This is a genomic window from Mycobacterium pinniadriaticum, assembly GCF_026242045.1.
GTDB lineage: Bacteria > Actinomycetota > Actinomycetes > Mycobacteriales > Mycobacteriaceae > Mycobacterium > Mycobacterium pinniadriaticum.
Genome location: NZ_JAPJDO010000033.1, coordinates 44122 through 64824 on the forward strand (window position 1 = coordinate 44122; position 20703 = coordinate 64824).

Consider the following 20703-nt stretch of genomic DNA (forward strand, 5'->3'; position numbering starts at 1 on the left):
AGGCCGACCGCCATCCGCCGATCGGAGCGGCGCCGTGATCTCGGTTAGCATCGTGGCAACCCGATTATCGAAGTGAGACGAGACGTAGTGACCGAGCGATTCGACCTGGTGGTGGCCGGCGGGGGGCCATCAGGATCCGCGGCGGCGTGGCAAGCCGCCCAGACCGGCGCGAAAGTGGTGGTCCTCGACAAGGCGGAGTTCCCGCGGGACAAGCCCTGCGGCGACGGCCTGACCGCCCGGGCGGTGAGCTATCTCCAGAAGATGGGCCTCGCCCACGAGGTGTCGCAATTCCACCGCATCAGCGGCGTGACCGTTTACAGCCCGTCCGAATGGGAGCTGTCGTTCCCGAAGCGCCCCGGCATGCCCGACCACGGTCACACCGCGAGCCGCAGCGAACTCGACACCATGCTGCTCAAGCACGCCGAGTCGGCCGGCGCGGTGGCGCGCCAGGGCTGTGAGGTCGCCGGTCCCGAGTTCGACGAGCGCGGCCGGGTGATCGGTGTGGTGCTCAAGAGCGGTGAGAAGGTCTTGGGCGACGCAGTGATCGCGGCCGACGGCGCCTACTCCCCGATCAAGCGGGCGCTGAAGATCGACTCGGACTACAACGGCTATTCGGCCATCGCGATCCGCTCGGAGATGCACGCCAACCGGCCGGACTCCGATCGGTTCGAGATCTACCTCAAGCTGCTGTTCCAGGGCGATCAGCTGCCGGGCTACGGCTGGGTGTTCCCGATGGGTGGCGGCAGATTCAACATCGGCCTGGGCTACGTCAACAGCTACAAGAATTGGCAGTCCATCAACGCCACCCATTTCTTCGGCGACTTCCTGCGCAGCCTGCCCCGCGAGTGGGAGCTGCCGCCGGTCGAGGAATTGAAGAAGAACAAGACCGTCCGGGCCTGGCGGCTGCCGATGGGATTCACTGCCTGGCCGCCGTGGCGTCCCGGAGTGCTGTTCACCGGCGACTCGCTGGGCGCGGGCAAGCCGGTCTCCGGGGCCGGTATCTCCAAGGCGCTGGAATCCGGGCTGGCCGCCGGCGAATGCGCGATCGCGGCGTTGGAGAACGGCGGACCCGACGACTTCACCAACTACCAGCTGCGCATGGAGGCGGCGTGGGGTCGGGAGTATCGGCGCGGGCGCTTCTTCAACAAGCTCGCCGGCTACCCTAAGGTCTCCGGGGCCGGACTCAAACTGCTGGACAACCACACCTTCCGCGACTTCCTGCTGAAGTCGCTGTACAAGAAGCAGCAGAGCCCCTCGCACACCTGAGTTCTAGAATCCGACGGTGCCCCGACCCTCGGCTTCCCGCATCGGCACGCTTCGTGCCGTCCTCGGAGCCGTGGCCGCGCTCGCCGTCGGCTATCTGGGGGTGTTGGCCGCCTGGCCGCAGGTCCGGGACGGTCTTCCACCTGCGCTGGCCTGGTTCGGCAGGCCCAACTCCGCGGTCACCATCGCCGTGGTCAGCGTGCTGCTGGTGTTGCTCGCGGCGGTCCTGGCCCGCTCCGGCACGGAATCACGGGCGGGCGCACCGATAGCCGTCGTGGCGGGCTTGGCGCTGCTCAGCGCCGTACTGGGAGTGGCGTCGTATTGGCGCTGCCAGGACGACTCGCACCCGGACTTCTTCACCCCGCTGATCTGGACGGCCGAGCTGGTCAAGGGTGGCAACCCGGTGCGCGCCCTGGATTCCGGGGCGTGCCCGTCGCCCACCCCGGTGGCATTGAACATCGCCCAGTTGTCGGCGCTGGCGGCGGTGTTCCTGTCAGTCATCGGTGTGGCGGTCGCCCTGTTCCAGTCCCGATTGGACCGGTTGCGCGCCCGGCTCGCCGGTTCGGTGACTGCGGTGGTCGATCTCGATGACGACGGATCGTCAATGCTGGCCGCGATCGCCCGGAACCTGGACCGCCGCAGCACGCTGGTCGTGGTGACCTCCGATCCCGATCGCCCGTGCGTGCGGGCCGCCCGCGTCAAGGGGGCCTGCGTCCTGGCGGTGGATTTCGGCCGCCCGGCCACACTCGCCTCACTGCCGATCTGGGACAAACTCGATCGGCTCTACCTGATGTCCCCCGATCCCTCGACCAATCTGGCCCGCCTGCAGACGATCACCGAACGGGTGACGCGGCTCGACGATCGTCAACGACTGCCGCTGATCGTGCGCATCGACGATCCCTGGCAGGCCGACGCCTGGCGGGCCCAGCACTTCGGCGGCAGCGACACCATCTGGGCGGCCGACACCGTCGGCAAATACGAGGTGACCGCGCGCCGGTTACTCGACATGATCCTGGCGGGCACCCCGGTCGACCGCATCATGATCTGCGGGACATCGCAACTGACCCTGGCGCTGTGCGCGGACATGACGCAACGGCGGATCGAGAACGACTACCACAGCGACGACGCCGCAGCACTTCCCGAATTGACACTCGTCGGCCCGGCCGCCGAGGAGTACCTGGCCGACCACGACCACTCCGTCCGCCGCATCGGGTTGTCCCCCGATTTCACCAAGATCCGGGCCGTCAACGACAACCCGACGGTTCCGGTGCTGTCGAGCCTGCTGGCGGCCGGGCCGGCGACCGCGGTGATCTTGGTCGACGGCGCCCCGGGAATCGATACCAGCACCGGAACCCGGCTCGCCGCACGGTTTCCCGACACCCCGATCTACGCCTGGGACGCCGACGCAGACACCTCCGAGAGGCGAGCGACACTCGTCGGCCAATTGCGCACCTACCGGTTGAGCCTGGACCTGCCGGGCGGCCAGGCGCAGGATGCCTGGGAGCGGGCTGCCCGGCTGATCCACCAGCGTTACGCCGCCGAGGTGCCGGTACGCACCCCCGCATCGCTGCCGTGGGACGAGCTCGACGAGTTCTATCGTGGCTCGAATCGCCGGCAGGTTCGCAATGCGCTATGGATGGTGGAGAAGATCGGCGGGCACACCTGGAACACCTGGGGGCAATCCCCCGATCGTCTTTCCACTGCCGAGCTGCGCCGGCTACCGCCCTTGGAGCAACTGCAGCGCATGGGTTTTGAGCGCGACACCGCAATCGCGATGGCGCGCGCCGAGCACGAGGACTGGTGCCGCTACTACCGCGCCGCGGGGTGGCAGTACGGCCCCACGCGAGACGACGCCCGCAAGATCCATGACAAGTTGACCGACTTCGCGGCCATCGAAGCCGACCCGGCGCTGCTGAACAGTGCGCTGAGCAGCTTGGCCGCGACGCTGACCAAGCTGCGCGAGCTCGGCTACCGTTCACGTCCGATCGCCGACAGCACTGAGAGCCCCTGGAATCGGTTCCGGCGGACGGGGTTGGTCATCGCCGAACGCCGGGACAAACCCTGGACGTGGACCACCACGTCCGGCGAGCGGCTGCAGGCCGATGCCGGCGACTGGGCGGTCTCCGAACCCGACGGCCAGCGATGGTGGTCGGTGAAGGATCCGGTATTCCGCGCCCAGCACAGCCATCTCGACGGATCGCGGTGGCGCAGAGACGGTGTGGTGTCGGCTCGGCCGGCGCGCGCCGGCGAGGTGATCGAGACGCTGGAGGGTCGCACTACCGCCGGTGCCGGCGATTGGGTGGTGCAAGGTGAGCACGGCGAACAGTGGCCCGTTCCCGCCGACGAGTTCGCCCGGCGTTACGAAGGCCCGGTCTAGAGGTCGAAGGCCAACGGAAAGTGGTCCGGCCGCACCTGGATCTGCGCGGCGCTGCGCCCCAGCCGGGTCAGCTCGGCGACGTTGGCGGGCTCGTCCATCGAGTACAACGCCTCGCACTGGCGCGCGGAGAGCTCGACACCCAGCGTGTCTCGTAGCCAATCCGGCTGCAGCGCAACCTCGTAACGCAGATAGGACAGCAAATCCGGGCCGTTGCCCAGCGAGTCGGCCCGCAGATCGCCGATCTCACTGTCGATAGTCCAGGCGGTCGGACTGCGGCCCATCCACTGCAGCAGTGCCTGACCCTGCCAGTTGGCGTCCTGCATGATCGACAGCACCGATTCGGCGGCCAGCCGGACGGCCGGCATGGTCATCACCTCGTGGGCGGGAACCGAGATCTCGCGATAGCCGGTGCCCACCGACACCAGCAGCAGCCGGTCGGCACCGAAGTGCCAGTTCAGTCCGTACCCGCTGCAGGTGGCCAGCATCAGCACCTGCATCGCCGGGTTGTTGTAGGGGCTCACACCGCCGTCGACGAACGCACCGAAGGTTTCCGGCGCGATCTCGATCAGCTCCGGGTCGAAGTAATGCGGCGCCGCGGTGCTGGCGCGCACGATGCTGGTCAGCAGTAGGTCCTTGTTGGCCACGCCGTCGCCCACCGAATCGTAGAAGGCGCCGCGAGGGTTGTTGTGCAGCAGCCACGGGCTGCCGGTATCGAGGCGCTTGGTCACCACCATCAACCCGGTCCGAAGCTTGTCGCTGCCCAGGGTCTCGTCTCCGAAGTAGGAGTCCAACGCCTCGATCAGGGGTTCCTTCGGGAACTTCGCCCCGATCAAGCCGATCCGGAACACGCTGTCCGCGAAGATCTTCTCGCCGAGCGTGCGATAGATACCGTCGAGTTCGTCGACCGAGAGGCCCAGGGCCAGGCCGGTGGCGATGATCGCGCCGGTGGAGGTCCCGCCGATCAGATCGAAGTAGTCGCACAGCCGAAACGCCGGGTCTCCCCCGGTGCGTTCCCGCAGGATCGCCTCAATCCGGCCCAGGTATCCCAGCGTCAGCGCGCCGCGAATTCCGCCGCCGTCCAAGGCAAGCAGACGTTTGGGGCCGTCGTCGAACAGATGCTCGTCACGGGTTCTGGAATTCACTGCCATTCCTCAGTCGGGTGCGATCGGGAGACCATCGCAGACCTTTCGGTATGGGATGTCCGGGGAAACCCACTGATCCCACTGCTTGCGGCTCATGTTGGCCGCCAATTTGGCACACAGGTCTGCCGGCTCCGCCCACGCGGGCCAGATCCAGACGTTGTCGCCTTTGGTCGCGACTGCCAGGAAACGGCTGTCCGGGCTGATCGCCACATCGATCAAAGCTTCCCGCGGACCGGTGACGGGCTGTCCGATGGGATCGCCAGTGCTCGCATCCCAAAGCCGCACGCTGTCGACGGCCGAGGTCACAGCCCGCTCAGTCTCGGCGGCGAAGGCCATCGATGTGACCTGCCCATTATGGCCACGAACCGGTTCCCGCAACGGGTCGCCGCTCGCGCTGTCATAGAACGCGACATAGCCATCGATGCCGCCAGCCCCGGCTTCCAGGTCGGGGCCAACGGCACCGACCCATGCCGTCACACCGAGATCCTTGACCGAGATGAGCTTGCCGGTATTGCGGTCCCACCGTTTCAGTTGATCGTTCTCGGTGTCCAGCGCGGCAATAGTGTCACCGTTCGGGGAGAACCCGACGGCCTGGATTCTGCCCGCGCCGTCGCTGAGGGTACCGATGAGCGGACGACGAGTCTTGGCGTCGACGATACGGACCCCGCCATGATTCTCACCGGCGGCGATCAGGTCCCCGTCAGCGCTGAACGCGACCGACCTGAAGAGGGTGTCGATCTTGATCGGTGCTGCGCGCCAACGGCCGTCGGCCACGCTCCACAGGTCAAGCCCGATCGATTCGCTGAGCGTGACCAACTCTGTCTGGTCGCGTCGAAATGCCATGCCCACGATCGCCTCGGTCGCAGTTCCGACCGAGGCGGATATGTCGTGGGTCACCGGATCCCACAACAGGATCTTCCCGTTTCGGTCACCCGTAGCAAGCGTGCCATCCGAACCGAACTCGACCGAGCTGCCGCTGAGCGGGAGCGCTGTTGTCACGTCATAGAACCAAAGGCTGCCGTCGCTGCCGCTGACCGCCAGTCGGTCACCCTCGGGCGAGAAGGCGACTCCGGAGATGAGCCCGGCCGGCCCGGCGAGCGGAATCCTCACCCATGCGCCGTGCCGGAATGCCCACAGTGCGACCGTGGAATCCACTGAGCCCGTGGCAATCACGCTGCTATCTGGGCTGAATGCTCCGAAAGTCACCACCGTGGTCGAACTTTCGGCCAACGACTCGGCCAGCCGGCCGGTATCGGCATTCCACACGTCTAGCGCACCGGAGAAGCTCGCCGTCAACAACTCCGTGCCATCCGGGCTCAGTCCGAGGTACGAAAGTTCACCGTGGGCGGGTATATCGGTGATCAGTTTGCCTGTTCGCAGGTCGAAGATGCGGACCGCACCTTCGAAGTCGCTGGCCGCCACGCGGCGCCGGTCCGCGGAGAATGAGACCCGTCGAGCCCCGGTCAGCAGCGGCTTGGGATCCGGTTTGCCGGATTCGATGTCCCACACCTGTAGGTCGCCGTCCCTGTTGAGGGACGCCAGCCTGGCACTGTCGCGGCTGAAGACCGCGTCGTGTGCCTCCTTACCGACTGCAAGCGGTTCACTGACCGGCTCGCCCGTGGCCACGTCGAACACACCGACCGTGCCGTCCAGGCTTGCCGACGCCAGCAGCCGGCCATCGGGACTGAAGTCCACCGATTCGAATCCGCGCGAGCCAGCGATCAGCGGGTCACCATGTAGCTCACCGGTTTCTGCGTCCCAGATCCGAACCCTGGCGACGCCGTCCTGTGATGTCATGTCGCCGGCAGCCACCCACTTTCCGTCCGGACTGAAGACAGGTGAGACGACTGGCCGGGGGACGTTGCGAATCTTCGACACCGGCGCCAGTTGGGCCACCGCGTCATAGAGGACGCCCCTGTCATAACGTTGAGTCAGCAACCCGGCGGCCAAGAGCTGTTGGATCGCCCGGGTGGTTCCGCCCGGCCGGCTGTTGGCCAGCATGGCCTGGGACTCCGACACCAGCCTGACAGCGGTGGCCTCGACGAAGCGATCCTGAGCCTGATTTCGCGCGGCGTTGGCGACGAACGACAGCACCACGGCGATCACCGCGACCATAGCGGTGCCAGCCAGTACCGCCCGCAATACCCGAGACCGGCGGCGCAGGACGGCCGTGTGCGCCTCGGCGGTGGCCTGGCGTTCCAGGGCATGCTGCGTGCGCTCCTGCGCGGCAAGTATTTCGGCTTGTCGTTGCTGCTCTTCAGCTGCGCGGCGGGACGCCTCACGCTGGTATGAGGCGGTGAGGAAGGCATGGGTGACCGCGAGCCGTTGCCCGAAGCCAGGCCGGTTGACCAGCTCGGTGGCCTCGGTCAACCGAGTGCCCTCCAACAGCCAGGCTGGGTTGCGGCCGTTGACGTCCCAGGCCGACGCGCTGCGGAGCAGATCGTCGGCGTTCTTGAGATCCTTGCGTTGCTCACGCAGCCACCCCGCCAGATCATCCCACTGCCGCAGCAGGCTCTCGAGCGCCACCTCGGTGACAGTCTGGCCGTCTCGGATGTCTTTGACCATCAACCGTTTCGACACCAGCGCGTCGACCAGCGGACGACTGGGCTCCGGCAGGTCGGCCCAGCGTGCCACCCGGCGCATCGGCTGGTCGTTGTCCGGGTTGATGGTGGCCAGCCATGGAATGAACGCCGAACGCAGCGAGGTCAATTCGGCTTCCCGCCGCCCGGGATCGCTGGACAGCACCTCATCGATCTCGTTCTGGACGACGCGGCGCAACCCACCGAGCGCCTCGTAATGGGACAATCTGAGTTCCCCGCTCGCGCCGTAGTCGGTGTACAGCCGGGACATGGTCAATGCGAGCATCGGCAGGGTGTCGGCGCCCTCCCCGGTGTCTTCAAGCAGGCGATCGACAAGGTCGGGCGCCAGCCGCAACGGCCGGCCTCCCTCGGTGGCCCGCTGCGCAGGACCCACGATCACCTCCTTGAACTGTGTCGAGGGCATCGGTTTGAGTTCGTCGAACAGCACGGTGCCGACACCGGCCAGTGCGGGATGGGTCTGCATCACTTCGTAACGATCAGTGCGGATGGTGGCCACCACGACCAGGGCGGTCTCCGCGGTGCCGAGCCGGTCGATCACAGACGCCAACAGCTGGAGGAACGCAGTGGCCTGCTCTCCGGAGTCGGCGGAGAACAATTCTTCCGCCTGATCCAGCGGTAACACCAGCGTCGGCGCCGTCGCCGCCTCAGCATCCGCGCCGCGCTCCAGCAGACGATCTCCAGCCGCCACCCGGACCTGTTCCAGCCACATCGCGATCTGGTCGGCGTCACCCGCCGAGCACGCGTCCTTGATCTCACCGAGATTCGGGGCCGCCAGCCCGAACCTCCTACGGACGCCGGCGATGGCGACCGCGAGGCCGGCCTGGCCCGTCAGCGCGCTGCGCTGCGGGCGGATGAGGTCGCAGATCACGAACCGGCGGTCCTCGCGCCGCAAGCGCGGCAACAACCCGGCCCGCAGAAACGACGACTTGCCGGTTCCCGATGGGCCGAGGATCACGAACATCGATTCCAAGCCGCCCAGGCGCATCCCCCGCACGGCATCGAGGGCCCGAACAATTTGTGTGTCGCGGCCGAAGAACACCGCCGCGTCAGCCTCCTCCAACGACTGCCAGCCGCGGTAGGGCGCGCGGTCGGGATCAGCCAGCGGCGGCCACACGAAGGATTCCGCGCCGATGCCGGCGCCACGGACACCGTCGCGCAGCCGATACAGGCCTTCGGTCGACATCTGCACCGGTGCGCCGTCGCCGAGGTCGATGGTCGTGGTGGGACCGGCGGGAAAGAGGTCGCAGCGTTGCCACTCGGAGGTCAGAGATTCACCGGTGGAGGGCTCCAGCCTGGCCACGAAGATCTGCTTGTTCAGGTTCTCGGCGGTCCGGTATTCCACCCGGCATTCCGAAGAGGCCTCCCAATCCGACGACAGCAAACAGATGACAGCTTCGCAGCGGGCGTTCGCCTGCCGCAGGGCATCTTTCCACCGCGTCCCGGTCCGCAGGCCGGTGTCGGGGTCGACGTCGAGGAAGATCTCATTGGCGAGCGGCGGATCCTGTTCGACCAGCCAGCGCTTGAGCGCGACGGCCTCGCGCGTGTTGCGGCTCGAGTGGCTCACGAAGATCCGCGACATATGCCATCCCATGCGACCGACACTGCGGGGCGGTTCGACCGGCTCGGGACGTTTCGCCGCCAGCAACTTTCTGCCGGTCTACGTTAGGCCACTGCGGGCCGAGCCGCGACTGATTGACGAAGGTCGAATTCGGTGCATCGCCCGATAGCCCCACGAATCAGCCACGGCAGCAAGGCATATCCCGACCACGCGTCGCCAAGCCCGCGGAACCGTCTCATGCCCGCCGCTCGGGTGAGACGATGATGGCCATGACCAGCCGATCATCTGCGATCGCTTTCGTCGTCGCCGCCCTCGCCATCGGGGCGTTGGCGACTCCGGTCGCACACGCCGACCAGGTGGTCGGCGAGCTCACCGGCTTCACCTCACCGTCGGGCAACATCGGCTGCATGATCGACACGCTGCAGGTGCGTTGCGATATCCGGGAACGGGACTGGGCACCGCCACCGCGCCCGGCGGACTGCGAATTCGACTACGGCCAGGGAATCACCCTCGGCCCGGGCCGGTCCCCGGGATTCGTCTGCGCCGGCGACACCGCCCTCGCCGGCGGACCGCCGCTGCGCTACGGCGAATCGATCAGCGCCGGCGTTCTGCGTTGCACCAGCACCGCGTCGGCGATGACATGTACCGACACCGCAACCGGACATGGCTTCTCGATCGCCCGGCAGGGGTATCAGTTCTTCTGAGCCGCACCGCAGATCGATGCGGACCCTTGTAGTCCATACCGGCTCTTCTCGGCGTCGGTGAGTTCGCGGCGATGTACCGCGCACCCTTCGGCGATCCAGTCCGAGGGATCCAGCGACCACGTCACCAACCGCCCGTCGGCGACCGAGGCCGTCACCGCGATGTCCTCGCCGACAGCGAGACTGGGGGCCAGCCCGAACCCCTGCCCGGCATCGCGGGACACCGCCGTCAACGGCCGGTCAGACATCCGGGTGCGGGTGGCGAGATCCCAGAAGATGATGCTGCCGTCCTCGGAGGTGCCGACCAGTTCTTGGGCGCCGTGGAAGGCGAGGTCGGTCACCCGCTTGGCGACCCGCAGGTCATCGCCGCTCTGCTTGCCGGTCTCGACATCGATCAGACGCACGGGGCCGCTCCACAACGCCACCGCGACGGTCTTGCCGTCCGGGGAGACCGCCACGAAACGGCTTTGGTCGTCGGCGATGTCCACGGTCGTGCGCGCACCGTCGGACAGTGAACTGATGATCAACTGATTACTCCCACCGATCACCAGGCGGGAACCGTCGGGGGTGAATGCCAGCCCGAAACCCAAAGGAGAACCCTCGATTTCACCGCTTTGGATCAGTTTTTCGCCATCCAGCCGCCACAGCCGGGTGGGTGCGGCGTCAAACGATTGAGTGTCGGTATCCATCGACCTGGTTGCTACCGTGGCGCCGTCGGGGTCGACCGCGAGCTGGCTCGCCGCGCCGCTGGGCGCCACCGGAGTCACCGTCGCCGACCCGCCAGCACCGTCCCAGACCGCGACCGTGCCGTCGGTGGTGCTGGCCAGCACCCGGCGGCCGTCCGGGGTGAACACGATCCGGTCGATGAGTCCGGCGACAGGCACCGACGCCGCGGTGGGGTCGGGCTTACCCGGCGTGGTGAGCACCAGTTCGCTTTCCGGTTTGTCGGCGCCGTGGGCGGCGGTCGCCACCGCCAGCCGATCGCCGCCGGGCGACAGTGCCACCGCGATGGCGTCGGCCCACCCGGGCACCGGCCTGGCCAGTGGCCGGCGTTGGTCGGGGCCGTAGTCGAGCAGCAGGGCACCGCCGGCGGTGCCGCCGACCACACCGTGCAACGGGTTCGCCGGATCCCATGCGACGGCGGTGGCTCCCTGCTCGTCCACCCGGGTCGGCGCCAGCACCGCCTCTCCGGTGAGGTGATTCCAGTAGAGGATGAACCCGTCGTCGGACACCGACGCCACCGAACCGGCCTCCGGAGGATCCCCGGTCACGGCGAGTCCGCGCACCTCGTCGGCGTGCAACTTGACTAGCCCGGCCGCTGTCATGACGCCGTCGGCGGCGCTCCAGAACCCGATCGTGCCGTCGGTGGCGCCGGTGACAACGGTGCCGTCGTCGACAACGGCCAGCGCCGATACCCAGGTACCGGGCACACCGCTGGCGTCGGCCTGCTCCCAGACCGGCCGCCCCGGCGCGTCGAGGTTGAACCGCCGCACCCCGCCGTATTGACCGGCGGCCAGCAGTGCGCCGTCGGGTGTCCAGGCCAGCGCGGTGACCCAGCGGTGGTCCCCCACCCCGTCGGGCACCGCCGGGAAACGCAGCGCCGGTTTCGGGTCGGTCGGTTCCCAAACGACGACATCACCGGAGACGGTGCCCGCCGCGATCCGGCCCGTCGCCGGGTCGACGGCCAGGGATCGCACGGCATCGGGGGCGGCGCGCACCACCACCGGTGTGAAATCGGCGCCGACGGTGGTCACCGTGACGCCGTCGGTGGCGACGACCGCGTCGCTGCCCCGTCGCGCCGGAGCCATGGCCACGATTTCACCGCCGAACGCGGGATCCAGCCGGCCGAGATCGGAACCGTCGGAGAATCTCCGCGCCAGCACCGTGCCGTCCGCCGTGCCGATCCACACCCGGTCGGCCGCGTCGGTGAGGGCCACCGCGGTGGCCGGGGACTCGGTCGGGATCCGCTGTTTGAACTCGGGCAGGTTGGCCACCGAGGTGAGCAACGCCGACTCCGTCTGGGCGCTGTGGTCGAGCTGGTAGCCGTGCGCGGCGAGCAGGAAGGCCAGGTCGGGCCGCTCGAGTTCGGTGCCGCTCTGGGCGGCGAGCCGCTGCGCCTCGGCCTGAATTCGTCTCTGCTCGGCGCGGTTCGCGTTGTAGACCGCGATACCGGCACCGGTGACCGCGGCGACGGTCAACAGGATCAAGGCCGTCACCGCCGCCCGGGCTATCCGCAGGGTACGGCGGTGCTGGCGGACGTCCTCGCCTTCGATGTCGTCCTTGGTCCGGCCGTGCAGCGGTGCTGCCACCTCGGCCACCGCATCGCGGAACCGACTGTTGCGCAGGTCGAGTTGCTCGTCCTCGCGGGCCCAGCGTAGATCCAGGTGGCGGGGCTCGTCGGTGAACACTCCGCGCAACGCCGGGGGTACCGCATCGGAGTCCGCCGTGAAATCGACGGCATCGGGATCCCACTGCCAATGCCCTTCGGTGAGCACCGGCAGGATCCGGTCCAGCGATCGATTGGCCTTCCAGTGTTCGATCTCGCGGTTGACCCACACCGAGTTGGCCGCCTGCGGCGAGGTGAGCAACAGAAACCACTCGGAGTCGTCCAGGGCGCGCACGATGGCCGCCCACAGGTGCGGGTCCACCGCGAGACCGGTCTGATCGCGGAAAACCTCCAGTGACCGGCGCCGGTACCAAGGCTTGGCAAGCCGTTGCAGCGCCTTCTGCAGTGCCGGGGCCAACTGTCCATCCGCGGCGTGGGAATACGAGATGAAGGCGTCGTAGCGCATAACGGTGACGAGTATGCCGTCACTCGGGACCCGACGCGCCGAGTTCAGTATGGTCCCGCCGAATGGTGGTCCCGCCGAATGGCCGGCGCGTGCGACCATCGCGACGTGACCTCATCGAACCGTGATACCGGCGCACATCCCGACCCGCGCACCGCCGCCTCGCTGAGCGCCGAACTCCATGCCGCGTTCACCCTCAGCGATGCCGGCGAGGGTGTGTTGCGGGCCCCGTACTTCACCGAGCGACGCGGGGTCGTCTTCGGCGGCCAGATGGTGGGCCAGGCGGTCGTCGCCGCCAGCCGATGCATTCCGGACAAACGGGTGCGGTCGGCGCAAACCGTCTTCGCCAGGGGCGCCCGACTCGACCAACCTGTCGATATCCGGGTCGAGCCGATGCACCAGGGACGCAATATCGCCAGCGCCACAGTGACATTCGCCCAGAACGACCGACTATGTGCGCGCTCACTGGTCCTGCTCGACGTCGCGGAACCAGACCTGGTCCGCCATCAGATCCCGATGCCCGCCGCACCCGCCCCGGATGCGGCGAAGGCTGTCCCCCACTGGCTTGCGGCCCCGCAGACCATCGTCGTGGGCGACGTGGACATCGCCGACCCCGCACAGACCGGACCGCCGTCATTACAGCTGTGGATTCGCTTCCCCGATGCACCGGTCGACGACACGACGATGGCACGAGCACTGCTGTCGCACGCCAGTGACGGCTGGCTCATCGCCACCGCGATGCGCCCCCATGCCGGCCTTGGCCAGTCGATGGCCCATACCGAGGTGTCGACCGGTGTACTGACCCAGGACATCACCTTCCACGACGAGTTCGACGCTCGGCAGTGGCTGCTCATCGATCACGAGTCGTTGGCAACCGGTGCCGGACGGGCCTATGGACGCGGCCATGTCTTCACCGAGGACGGCCGGCTGGTCGCATCCTTCGTTCAGGAGGCCCTGCTGCGCCGGTTCCCGAATGGGCAGGACAGCCGTGGGAAGACGTCCACGATCTTCTAAGCCGATAGCCCCAACGTGTAGGACGTCATCGACAGCGACCCGTACCCGTGCGCGCTGATCACGAGGATCGCGCGCGGTCTCCCGATCGATTCGAGCGCCGACCGGCCGAACGCACGCCACGCCGAGGTGTACCGAGTGAGCTCCAGCGCGTTCATCGGGCTGCCGTGCCCGATGAACGCCGCCGGCATGACTGCGGCCGCGGGCCCAGTATCACTCGCTGTGGGTGAGCTGCTCGGCGAATGCGGCGCCTGCATTGCCGTTGAGGTTGGTGGCGTCGAATCCGTAGCCGACCGCGTCTCCACGGATCGCGCGCAGCGGGTCTTCGAAGTCGCGGAAGTACCCCATCGCCCACGCGCCTTCTTGGTAGCCGATCAACTTCAGCAGGTCGTCGTCGAGGGTGCGCGCGACTTCCGTTGGCACCGAGAGGAATTGGTTCTCCTCCTGACGAACCCAGCCCACGCAGTAGTTGACGTTGATGGCGCGCCGGATCTTCTCGCTGCGGTTGGCGGCGCCGCTGTGCACGATCTTTCCGGAATAGATCAGCACCGATCCTCGCGACATCTCGGCCTGCAGGCACTCGTCGTCGGCGTAATCGGTCGGCTTCTTATCGCCGACCTGACTGCCGGGCACCACTCGCGTGGCACCCATCTCGGCGGTGTAGTCGGTCATCGCCCACAGGGTGTTGCACTGCACGTGGTAGTCGTCGGGAAACGGGTAGAAGTCGAATGCGTTCTGGTCGCGGTGCAACGCCTGGTCCGATTCGCCCGGCTCGATCGAGATCACCTGGGTCAGCATCAGCTGAAAAGCGCTGGCATGACCGAGAAAGTCGCCGCACACACCCAGGATCGACGGGTTCTGAATCAGCCTGCGGCAGGCCGCCGAACGGGCCACCAGCGCACCGGTGCGGCGGGTCTTGCGGCCGATCATCGCGTTGTAGCCCATCGGCGTCGCGTCGAGGTAGGGCCCGAGTTCGTCGTCGATGGCGTCCATCAGCGAGTCCGGAACCAGGTTGTCGACGATGACGTAGCCGTCGGTGCGGAGAAGGTCGGCTAGCTCGGCGGGTGACGTGGCAGCCGGAACATGGTTCAACGCGGTCATAAGTCCAATTATCTCGGAGCAAGTGTGTTGACCAGGTAAAACGGGGTCACACGCCCGTTACGCCGTCTATTGTCTGCCGCGCTTGGTCGGCTTACGGGCGACCTTGCCGGCGGCGGCGCGGGCAGCCTGTTTGGCCAGCGTCTTCTCCCGCGCGGTGCGCTTCGGTGCGGGCTGGGCCTGCCCCCGCGAGGAACCGGGCTTGCGGCCCCGCACGATCCCGGTGAACTCCTCGACCAGGTCCGACTGCGCCCCTTCGGGGAATGCCAGCGCCACCGAGCACCTCGGCGCGTCGGCGATCGGGCGATACGTGAGGTCCTTGCGGTGATACAGCCGGGCCAGCGACTGCGGCACGATGAGCGCACCCATGCCTGCCGCGACGAGTTCTATTGCGTCCTGGGTGGTTTCGGGGCGGTGATCGATCGGGGTGCCCGGGGCGTCAGGCCAGGCGACGACGTTGTCGAGTGGCAGCAGGATCGGCTCGTCGTCGAGGTCCGCGGAGCTGATCTCGTCGACTGTGGACAGAAGGTGATCGGTGGGCACCACCGCCACCGTCGTCTCCTCGTAGAGCGGGATGACGGCCAAGGCGGCGGTGTCGGCGGGCAGTCGGATCAATGCCACGTCGACGGTGCCCGCCCGTACTTCGGCGGCCGCGTCCGCCGCTTCCACGGCGCGCAATGTCAGCGGGATGTCGGGGTGGCGCTGCGCCCAGGTCCGCGCCCACTTGGCCGGCGTCCCGCCAGGGACGTATCCGAGGGTGAGCGAGGCCTGGGTCACCGCCTCAGGCTATAGGCTGACGGGCATGAGCAGGCCCAACGCGCAGTCGATGAAACCCGCGACGGCGGCCAAGAAGCTGGACGTGTACCTGCCGGCGACGCCCGCGGAATTCCAGGTGAACGCGATCACCCGCGATGAGCTCGCCGCGTTGCAGGCCGACCCGCCGCAGTGGCTCAAGGACCTCCGCAAGAACGGGCCGCACCCGAAGAACTTGGTGGCGGCCAAGCTTGGTGTCTCGATCGCCGGCCTGGCGCGCGGCGGCGTGCTTGATGCGCTGACCACCGAGCAGATTGATGCGCTGCTCGCCGAGAAGCCGGACTGGCTGATCGCCGAACGCGAGAGCTACCAGAACGTGCTGGCCGAGGAGCGTCGGGTCAAGGCACTGCGCGCGGAAAAGGCTCGCTGAGCTGACCTCGAGCACTCGATCCAGAACTGAGAGCGAAGAAATCGCGAAAGGCTCACTCTCACGTCTGAGTCGATGCGATGGGTGCGACGTCCAAACGCGCGCTACAGCCCGCGAGATTCGCTATTTCGCCTGACTTTCACAGGCTCGTCAGCAGGGTAACCCTGGATAGCAGGAGGTGGCTTTTCCGGTTCTACCCGTACGCTCTTTAGCGCATCTCACTACTAGTTTTCTCATAGGCATGGCCTCCTTTGCGATTGTCGTTGACAGGTATCCAATAACTTCCGATACTGCGAAACCCACGAGAAAGCTCAAGGGCCCAACGGTCATAAGCACTGCGGCCGCCATCATCAGCCTGAGAACACCACCTCCCAGGGACGCCAACCGTAGTCGGCGTTTCGGCAAATCAGTTTGAAGCGCCGCGCCCTACAACATGCAGCTGACGCAACCCTCCACCTCAGTGCCCTCAAGCGCCATTTGGCGCAGCCGGATGTAGTACAGCGTCTTGATTCCCTTGCGCCAGGCGTAGATCTGCGCCTTGTTGACATCGCGGGTGTTGGCGGTGTCCTTGAAGAACAGCGTCAGACTCAGCCCCTGGTCCACATGCTGGGTGGCCGCGGCGTAGGTGTCGATGATCTTCTCGTAGCCGATCTCATAGGCGTCCTGGTAGTACTCCAGGTTGTCGTTGGTCATGTAGGGCGCCGGGTAGTAGACGCGACCGATCTTGCCTTCCTTGCGGATCTCCACCTTGCTGGCCACCGGATGGATCGAGCTGGTGGAGTGGTTGATGTAGGAGATCGACCCGGTCGGCGGCACCGCCTGCAGGTTCTGGTTGTAGATGCCGTTGGCCTGCACCGACTCCTTGAGCCGCAGCCAATCCTCGTGGGTGGGAATGCGAATGCCCGCATCGGCGAAGAGCTCGCGGACCCGCTCGGTCGCCGGCTCCCACACCTGCTCGGTGTACTTGTCGAAGAACTCACCGCTGGCGTACTTCGACTTCTCGAAGCCCTTGAACGCCGTCCCCCGCTCGATGGCGATCTTGTTCGACGCCCGCAGCGCGTGGTAGAGCACCGTGTAGAAGTACATGTTGGTGAAGTCGACACCCTCTTCGGATCCGTAGAAGATCCGTTCGCGCGCAAGGTATCCGTGCAGATTCATCTGCCCGAGCCCGATGGCGTGCGAGTCGTTGTTGCCCTGCTCGATCGAGGGCACCGACCAGATGTGGGTCTGGTCGCTGACCGCGGTCAGCCCGCGGATGGCCACCTCGATGGTCTTCGCGAAGTCCGGCGAATCCATCGCCTTGGCGATGTTCAGCGAGCCGAGGTTGCAGGAGATGTCCTTGCCCACCTTGGAATACGACAGATCCTCGTTGAACTCCGAGGGTGTGGACACCTGCAGGATCTCCGAGCACAGGTTGGAGTGGGTGATCTTGCCGTCGATGGGATTGGCCCGGTTCACCGTGTCCTCGTACATGATGTACGGGTAGCCCGACTCGAACTGCAGCTCGGCCAGCGTCTGGAAGAACTCACGCGCCTTGATCTTGGTCTTGCGGATCCGGCCGTCGTTGACCATCTCGTGGTACTTCTCGGTGACCGAGATGTCGGCGAACGGTACGCCGTAGACCTTTTCGACGTCATAGGGCGAGAACAGGTACATGTCCTCGTTCTTCTTGGCCAGCTCGAAGGTGATGTCGGGAATCACCACGCCCAGCGAGAGGGTCTTGATGCGGATCTTCTCGTCGGCGTTCTCGCGCTTGGTGTCCAGGAAGCGGTAGATGTCGGGGTGATGGGCGTGCAGGTAGACCGCGCCCGCACCCTGACGCGCGCCGAGCTGGTTGGCGTAGGAGAACGAGTCCTCCAGCAGCTTCATGATCGGGATGACACCCGAGCTCTGGTTCTCGATGTTCTTGATCGGGGCGCCGTGCTCGCGAATGTTGGTCAGCAGCAACGCAACTCCACCACCGCGCTTGGACAGCTGCAGCGCGGAGTTGATCGAGCGGCCGATCGACTCCATGTTGTCCTCGATGCGCAGCAGGAAGCAGTTGTGCACAACAGCACCGCGGATCGTGTAGGTGTGCGTGCGCTCGACATGAAGGTTGTAGACGTTCTCCGGAATCTGGTCTGTCTGCTTCAGTTCACGGATTCCATACACATGCCGTCCATGGACAACCTGATAGGTTGTGCGCAACGATCCCTTGCGCCCCACATAGTTCTGCAGGTTCTTCCCGACATCGAAGATGAACTCCTCATTGGTGCCCGGCAATCCGGGAACGAAGACCTGACCGGTGGCATTGCCCGCCTGGTTCACGTACTGCCGAACGACAGACACGATCCCAAGGCGGCGCAAGATCAGTTGCACCTGGTCGACCAGTTCGGGATTCACCAGGTCGAGCATCATCCCGCCCGTAGTGGTGCACCCGTCGCCGCGGAACAAACCGAGCAACAGGCCGCGCTGGAAGTCTTCGTTGGCGGTCAGTAGATCATGGGTCAGACGCTTCTCACCGAACCCAGTACCGGCCATGGACAGGAACAGCGAGGCGACGATCTTGCTGTTGCAGATCATCCGAACCGACTGATCGGAGAAGCTCTGGTTCAGCGACAAGTCCGTTCCAAAGACCATCTTGAACGAATAGGCCAGGTCCTGTTGATACTCGAGTTCGTGTGCACCCAGGGTGAAGTGAATCCCGTTGGGCACCAGACCGTCCGAGCCTGATCGTTTCGAGATATGACCTTCGGCGAGGTACCAGCCGAGGATGTGGCCGAGGTCGAACGATTCCTCGGCATACCGATCCACCGGTATGAAGTTGCGGGTGTGTCGTTGCTTGTTACGGTGCTTGGCGTCGGTGTTGACCTTATGGATCATCCCGTCGACGTCTTCGTACGTGCCGGCACCCGCATGGTCCATCAGATCATGAACGCGGACCTTTCGCGTCTCCGTCGGCGCGACAGTCACGATGAAGTCCATCGCTGGGTCGATGTCTTTCGCCTCGAGCCAGACGAACCCGTTGAAGGGGTCCGCGCCGTCGTCCATGGTGAGGGTCCGGACGTCGCGCGTCGTCCACACCAGAATCGGGTGTTCTGGCGTGCACAGGATCGGTTCTTTGTGCCCGAAATGCGAAATAGATACGAGCGCTTGGGAATTCGGATTCCGGACCAGATCCTCAACCAGCGCAAATGACCCGTCGTGCGACAACACCCGGTCCCCCGCGCGCAACGTCTCGATCGTTTTCGGGCCGTCGGGGGTGTCGATCGGCGTCCCCGCCGGGAAGCAGCTCACCGGCTCGCCGCGCTGCTTCTTGCCCGAGTTGAGGAACGTCGGGGTGGCCGGCTGGAAGCGGCCGTCGATGATCTCGTCGACCAGCTGCTCGGCCAGAATCGTGTCGCCGGCGGCCAGCGTCAGCGCCACCATCACCACGCGGTCCTCGAACCGCTCCAGGTAGCGCTTCCCGTCGAAGGTCTTCAGCGTGTAGGAGGTGTAGTACTTGAACGCGCCGAGGAAGGTCGGGAACCGGAACTTCTTGGCATAGGCGCGGTCCAGCAGCGTCTTGACGAAGTTGCGCGAATACTGATCGAGAACCTCGCGCTCGTAGTAGTTCTCCCGAATCAGGTAGTCGAGCTTCTCGTCCTGATTGTGGAAGAAGACGGTGTTCTGGTTGACGTGCTCCAGGAAGTACTGACGGGCGGCCAAGACGTCCTTGTCGAACTGGATCTTGCCGTCCGCGTCGTACAGATTCAGCATCGCGTTGAGCGCGTGGTAGTCGGTCTCGCCGGGCAACGCGTGCCCGGAAACCGTTACAGGCTCTGCAGCTGTGACCGTAGGTGCCACGTGTCCTCGTCCTCCCAGAATTCAGCCAGCTCCGCACGAACGGCTTCCACGTCCTCTGCGGTTCCCATCATTTCGAAGCGGTATAGCAGTGGCACCTTGCACTTGTGCGACACCAGTTTGGCCGCAAAGCAGTACTCGGCACCGAATTGGGTATTGCCTGCCCCGATCACCGCGCGGATCAGGGACCGATTGTGCGGATTGTTCAAAAACGCGATGACCTGCTTGGGCACGTACCCCTTGGCGTCGAGCGTCGGGCCGTCACCCCGGCCCCTGCCGTAGGTGGGCAGAAGCAGGACGTAGGGCCGGCGAACCTCGATGCGCTCGTGCAGAGGAATCCGGGTGGCGGGCACGCCCAGCTTCTGCACGAAGCGGTGGGTGGTCTCCGAAACGCTGGAGAAGTACACCAACCGCTCCGAGCCTGCCAGGCTCAGGCCGCCATCCGGATTCATCACATCGCTCCTCGTGGCGCCCGGGTCGCTAGGCGCTCAGCGCGGCACCGGAGAGCGCCTTGATCCGGTCCGGCCGGAAGCCGGACCAGTGATCGCCACCGGCGACCACCACCGGCGCCTGCAGGTAGCCCATCGCCATCACGTAATCGCGAGCCTCGGCGTCCTCGGAGATGTCGACGACGTCATAGGCCAGCCCTTCCTTGTCCAGGGCTTTGTAGGTCATGTTGCACTGCACGCACGCGGGCTTGGTGTACACGGTGATGGTCATCTGCGGTATGGCTCCTCAGCGAAACATGGCGATGGACTCAGCAAGACGGACTGTGCGCAGGCACTCATGAACTTTCAGCGAGCTTTCAGACCGTGAAATTCCGGGCCGGCGGCGCCGCTCGGACCGACGTCTCAGCTTCGGTTCCGGCGATCCGGCGGCCCCGTAACTCTCGGGTCTGTCGGCCTCCCGAACACTACACCTAGTGTCCGACAGCGAGAAGAGATACAACATGTTCTGAATAACAATTCTGAAATTCCCTGGTCGTAAGCACCTCGGCACCGCCCCGCACGGCGTGTCGCATGTCACAACACGCCGAACGACAGCCGCTTGCCCTAGACCGTATGGGGAGGCTGGGGCCTCGCCACATGTGATCGTGGGTTGCCGTCAGGAGTGGGTCCTGGCCGGTAGAGCCACAGATGTGGATGGAGGCCCCAGTGAAGGT

The 20703-nt window shown here is 66.0% G+C and carries 14 protein-coding genes and 1 other RNA gene; 5 read left to right on the forward strand and 10 right to left on the reverse strand.

Features of this window, described 5'->3' with window-relative positions:
* The first annotated feature begins 87 nt into the window (after positions 1 to 87).
* Entirely contained in the window at positions 88 to 1266 is a 1179-nt protein-coding gene (locus ORI27_RS25930; protein ID WP_265999956.1) for an NAD(P)/FAD-dependent oxidoreductase, read from the forward strand.
* A 16-nt stretch (positions 1267 to 1282) separates the two neighbouring features.
* A complete protein-coding gene (locus ORI27_RS25935) occupies positions 1283 to 3640 on the forward strand; it encodes a hypothetical protein (protein WP_265999957.1) in 2358 nt (785 codons plus the stop codon).
* Here ORI27_RS25935 and ORI27_RS25940 read toward each other — a convergent pair.
* Both ORI27_RS25940 and ORI27_RS25945 read right to left on the reverse strand, forming a co-directional pair.
* Positions 3637 to 4788, reverse strand: a complete 1152-nt coding sequence (locus tag ORI27_RS25940) for a patatin-like phospholipase family protein (protein ID WP_265999958.1) — start codon at positions 4786 to 4788, stop codon at positions 3637 to 3639. The genes ORI27_RS25935 and ORI27_RS25940 overlap by 4 nt on opposite strands.
* 3 nt (positions 4789 to 4791) lie before the next feature.
* Positions 4792 to 8973: an nSTAND1 domain-containing NTPase gene (locus ORI27_RS25945; RefSeq protein WP_265999959.1), complete on the reverse strand. Its 4182-nt coding sequence runs from the start codon at positions 8971 to 8973 to the stop codon at positions 4792 to 4794.
* A gap of 236 nt (positions 8974 to 9209) precedes the next feature.
* Between ORI27_RS25945 and ORI27_RS25950 the strand changes: the two genes are divergently transcribed.
* Positions 9210 to 9644 (forward strand): DUF6636 domain-containing protein, encoded by a 435-nt coding sequence (locus tag ORI27_RS25950; protein WP_265999960.1) that lies wholly within the window; start codon positions 9210 to 9212, stop codon positions 9642 to 9644.
* Here the strand turns inward: ORI27_RS25950 and ORI27_RS25955 are convergent.
* Positions 9632 to 12433 (reverse strand): TIR domain-containing protein, encoded by a 2802-nt coding sequence (locus ORI27_RS25955; protein ID WP_266074026.1) that lies wholly within the window; start codon positions 12431 to 12433, stop codon positions 9632 to 9634. The genes ORI27_RS25950 and ORI27_RS25955 overlap by 13 nt on opposite strands.
* Positions 12434 to 12538: 105 nt before the next feature.
* Between ORI27_RS25955 and ORI27_RS25960 the strand changes: the two genes are divergently transcribed.
* Positions 12539 to 13444, forward strand: coding sequence for an acyl-CoA thioesterase (locus tag ORI27_RS25960; protein ID WP_265999962.1), 906 nt, complete (start codon positions 12539 to 12541; stop codon positions 13442 to 13444).
* On the opposite strand, the gene ORI27_RS25965 is transcribed toward ORI27_RS25960, so the two are convergent.
* From ORI27_RS25965 to ORI27_RS25975, 3 genes are all read right to left on the reverse strand, one after another.
* A complete protein-coding gene (locus ORI27_RS25965) occupies positions 13441 to 13632 on the reverse strand; it encodes a hypothetical protein (RefSeq protein ID WP_265999971.1) in 192 nt (63 codons plus the stop codon). The genes ORI27_RS25960 and ORI27_RS25965 overlap by 4 nt on opposite strands.
* Positions 13633 to 13654: 22 nt before the next feature.
* Entirely contained in the window at positions 13655 to 14542 is an 888-nt protein-coding gene (locus ORI27_RS25970; RefSeq protein WP_265999963.1) for a phytanoyl-CoA dioxygenase family protein, read from the reverse strand.
* Positions 14543 to 14608: 66 nt separating this feature from the next.
* Positions 14609 to 15316: a LysR family substrate-binding domain-containing protein gene (locus tag ORI27_RS25975; protein ID WP_265999964.1), complete on the reverse strand. Its 708-nt coding sequence runs from the start codon at positions 15314 to 15316 to the stop codon at positions 14609 to 14611.
* A gap of 25 nt (positions 15317 to 15341) precedes the next feature.
* Between ORI27_RS25975 and ORI27_RS25980 the strand changes: the two genes are divergently transcribed.
* Positions 15342 to 15722 carry a DUF5997 family protein gene (locus tag ORI27_RS25980; protein ID WP_265999965.1) on the forward strand — a complete coding sequence of 127 codons (381 nt, stop codon included), beginning with the start codon at positions 15342 to 15344 and terminating at the stop codon, positions 15720 to 15722.
* 332 nt (positions 15723 to 16054) lie between these two features.
* Here ORI27_RS25980 and ORI27_RS25985 read toward each other — a convergent pair.
* The 4 genes from ORI27_RS25985 to ORI27_RS26005 all read right to left on the reverse strand — a co-directional run bounded on the left by ORI27_RS25985 (position 16055) and on the right by ORI27_RS26005 (position 20261).
* An RNA gene (locus ORI27_RS25985) (hammerhead ribozyme type II) lies at positions 16055 to 16123 on the reverse strand.
* 22 nt (positions 16124 to 16145) lie between these two features.
* Positions 16146 to 19544 carry a class 1b ribonucleoside-diphosphate reductase subunit alpha gene (gene nrdE, locus ORI27_RS25990; RefSeq protein ID WP_407666431.1) on the reverse strand — a complete coding sequence of 1133 codons (3399 nt, stop codon included), beginning with the start codon at positions 19542 to 19544 and terminating at the stop codon, positions 16146 to 16148.
* On the reverse strand, positions 19511 to 19993 hold the full coding sequence (gene nrdI / locus ORI27_RS26000) for a class Ib ribonucleoside-diphosphate reductase assembly flavoprotein NrdI (RefSeq protein ID WP_265999966.1): 483 nt from the start codon (positions 19991 to 19993) through the stop codon (positions 19511 to 19513). The genes nrdE and nrdI overlap by 34 nt, the downstream gene beginning before the upstream one ends.
* Positions 19994 to 20021: 28 nt before the next feature.
* Positions 20022 to 20261, reverse strand: coding sequence for a redoxin NrdH (locus tag ORI27_RS26005; RefSeq protein WP_265999967.1), 240 nt, complete (start codon positions 20259 to 20261; stop codon positions 20022 to 20024).
* Positions 20262 to 20703 lie beyond the last annotated feature (442 nt).

Coding starts and splice junctions, on each gene's coding strand:
- ORI27_RS25940 (WP_265999958.1), bottom strand. CDS start 4,788: ATGGCAGTGAATTCCAGAACCCGTGACGAGCATCTGTTCGACGACGGC.
- ORI27_RS25945 (WP_265999959.1), bottom strand. CDS start 8,973: ATGGGATGGCATATGTCGCGGATCTTCGTGAGCCACTCGAGCCGCAAC.
- ORI27_RS25950 (WP_265999960.1), top strand. CDS start 9,210: ATGACCAGCCGATCATCTGCGATCGCTTTCGTCGTCGCCGCCCTCGCC.
- ORI27_RS25955 (WP_266074026.1), bottom strand. CDS start 12,433: ATGCGCTACGACGCCTTCATCTCGTATTCCCACGCCGCGGATGGACAG.
- ORI27_RS25965 (WP_265999971.1), bottom strand. CDS start 13,632: ATGCCGGCGGCGTTCATCGGGCACGGCAGCCCGATGAACGCGCTGGAG.
- ORI27_RS25970 (WP_265999963.1), bottom strand. CDS start 14,542: ATGACCGCGTTGAACCATGTTCCGGCTGCCACGTCACCCGCCGAGCTA.
- ORI27_RS25980 (WP_265999965.1), top strand. CDS start 15,342: ATGAGCAGGCCCAACGCGCAGTCGATGAAACCCGCGACGGCGGCCAAG.
- nrdI (WP_265999966.1), bottom strand. CDS start 19,993: ATGAATCCGGATGGCGGCCTGAGCCTGGCAGGCTCGGAGCGGTTGGTG.
- ORI27_RS26005 (WP_265999967.1), bottom strand. CDS start 20,261: ATGACCATCACCGTGTACACCAAGCCCGCGTGCGTGCAGTGCAACATG.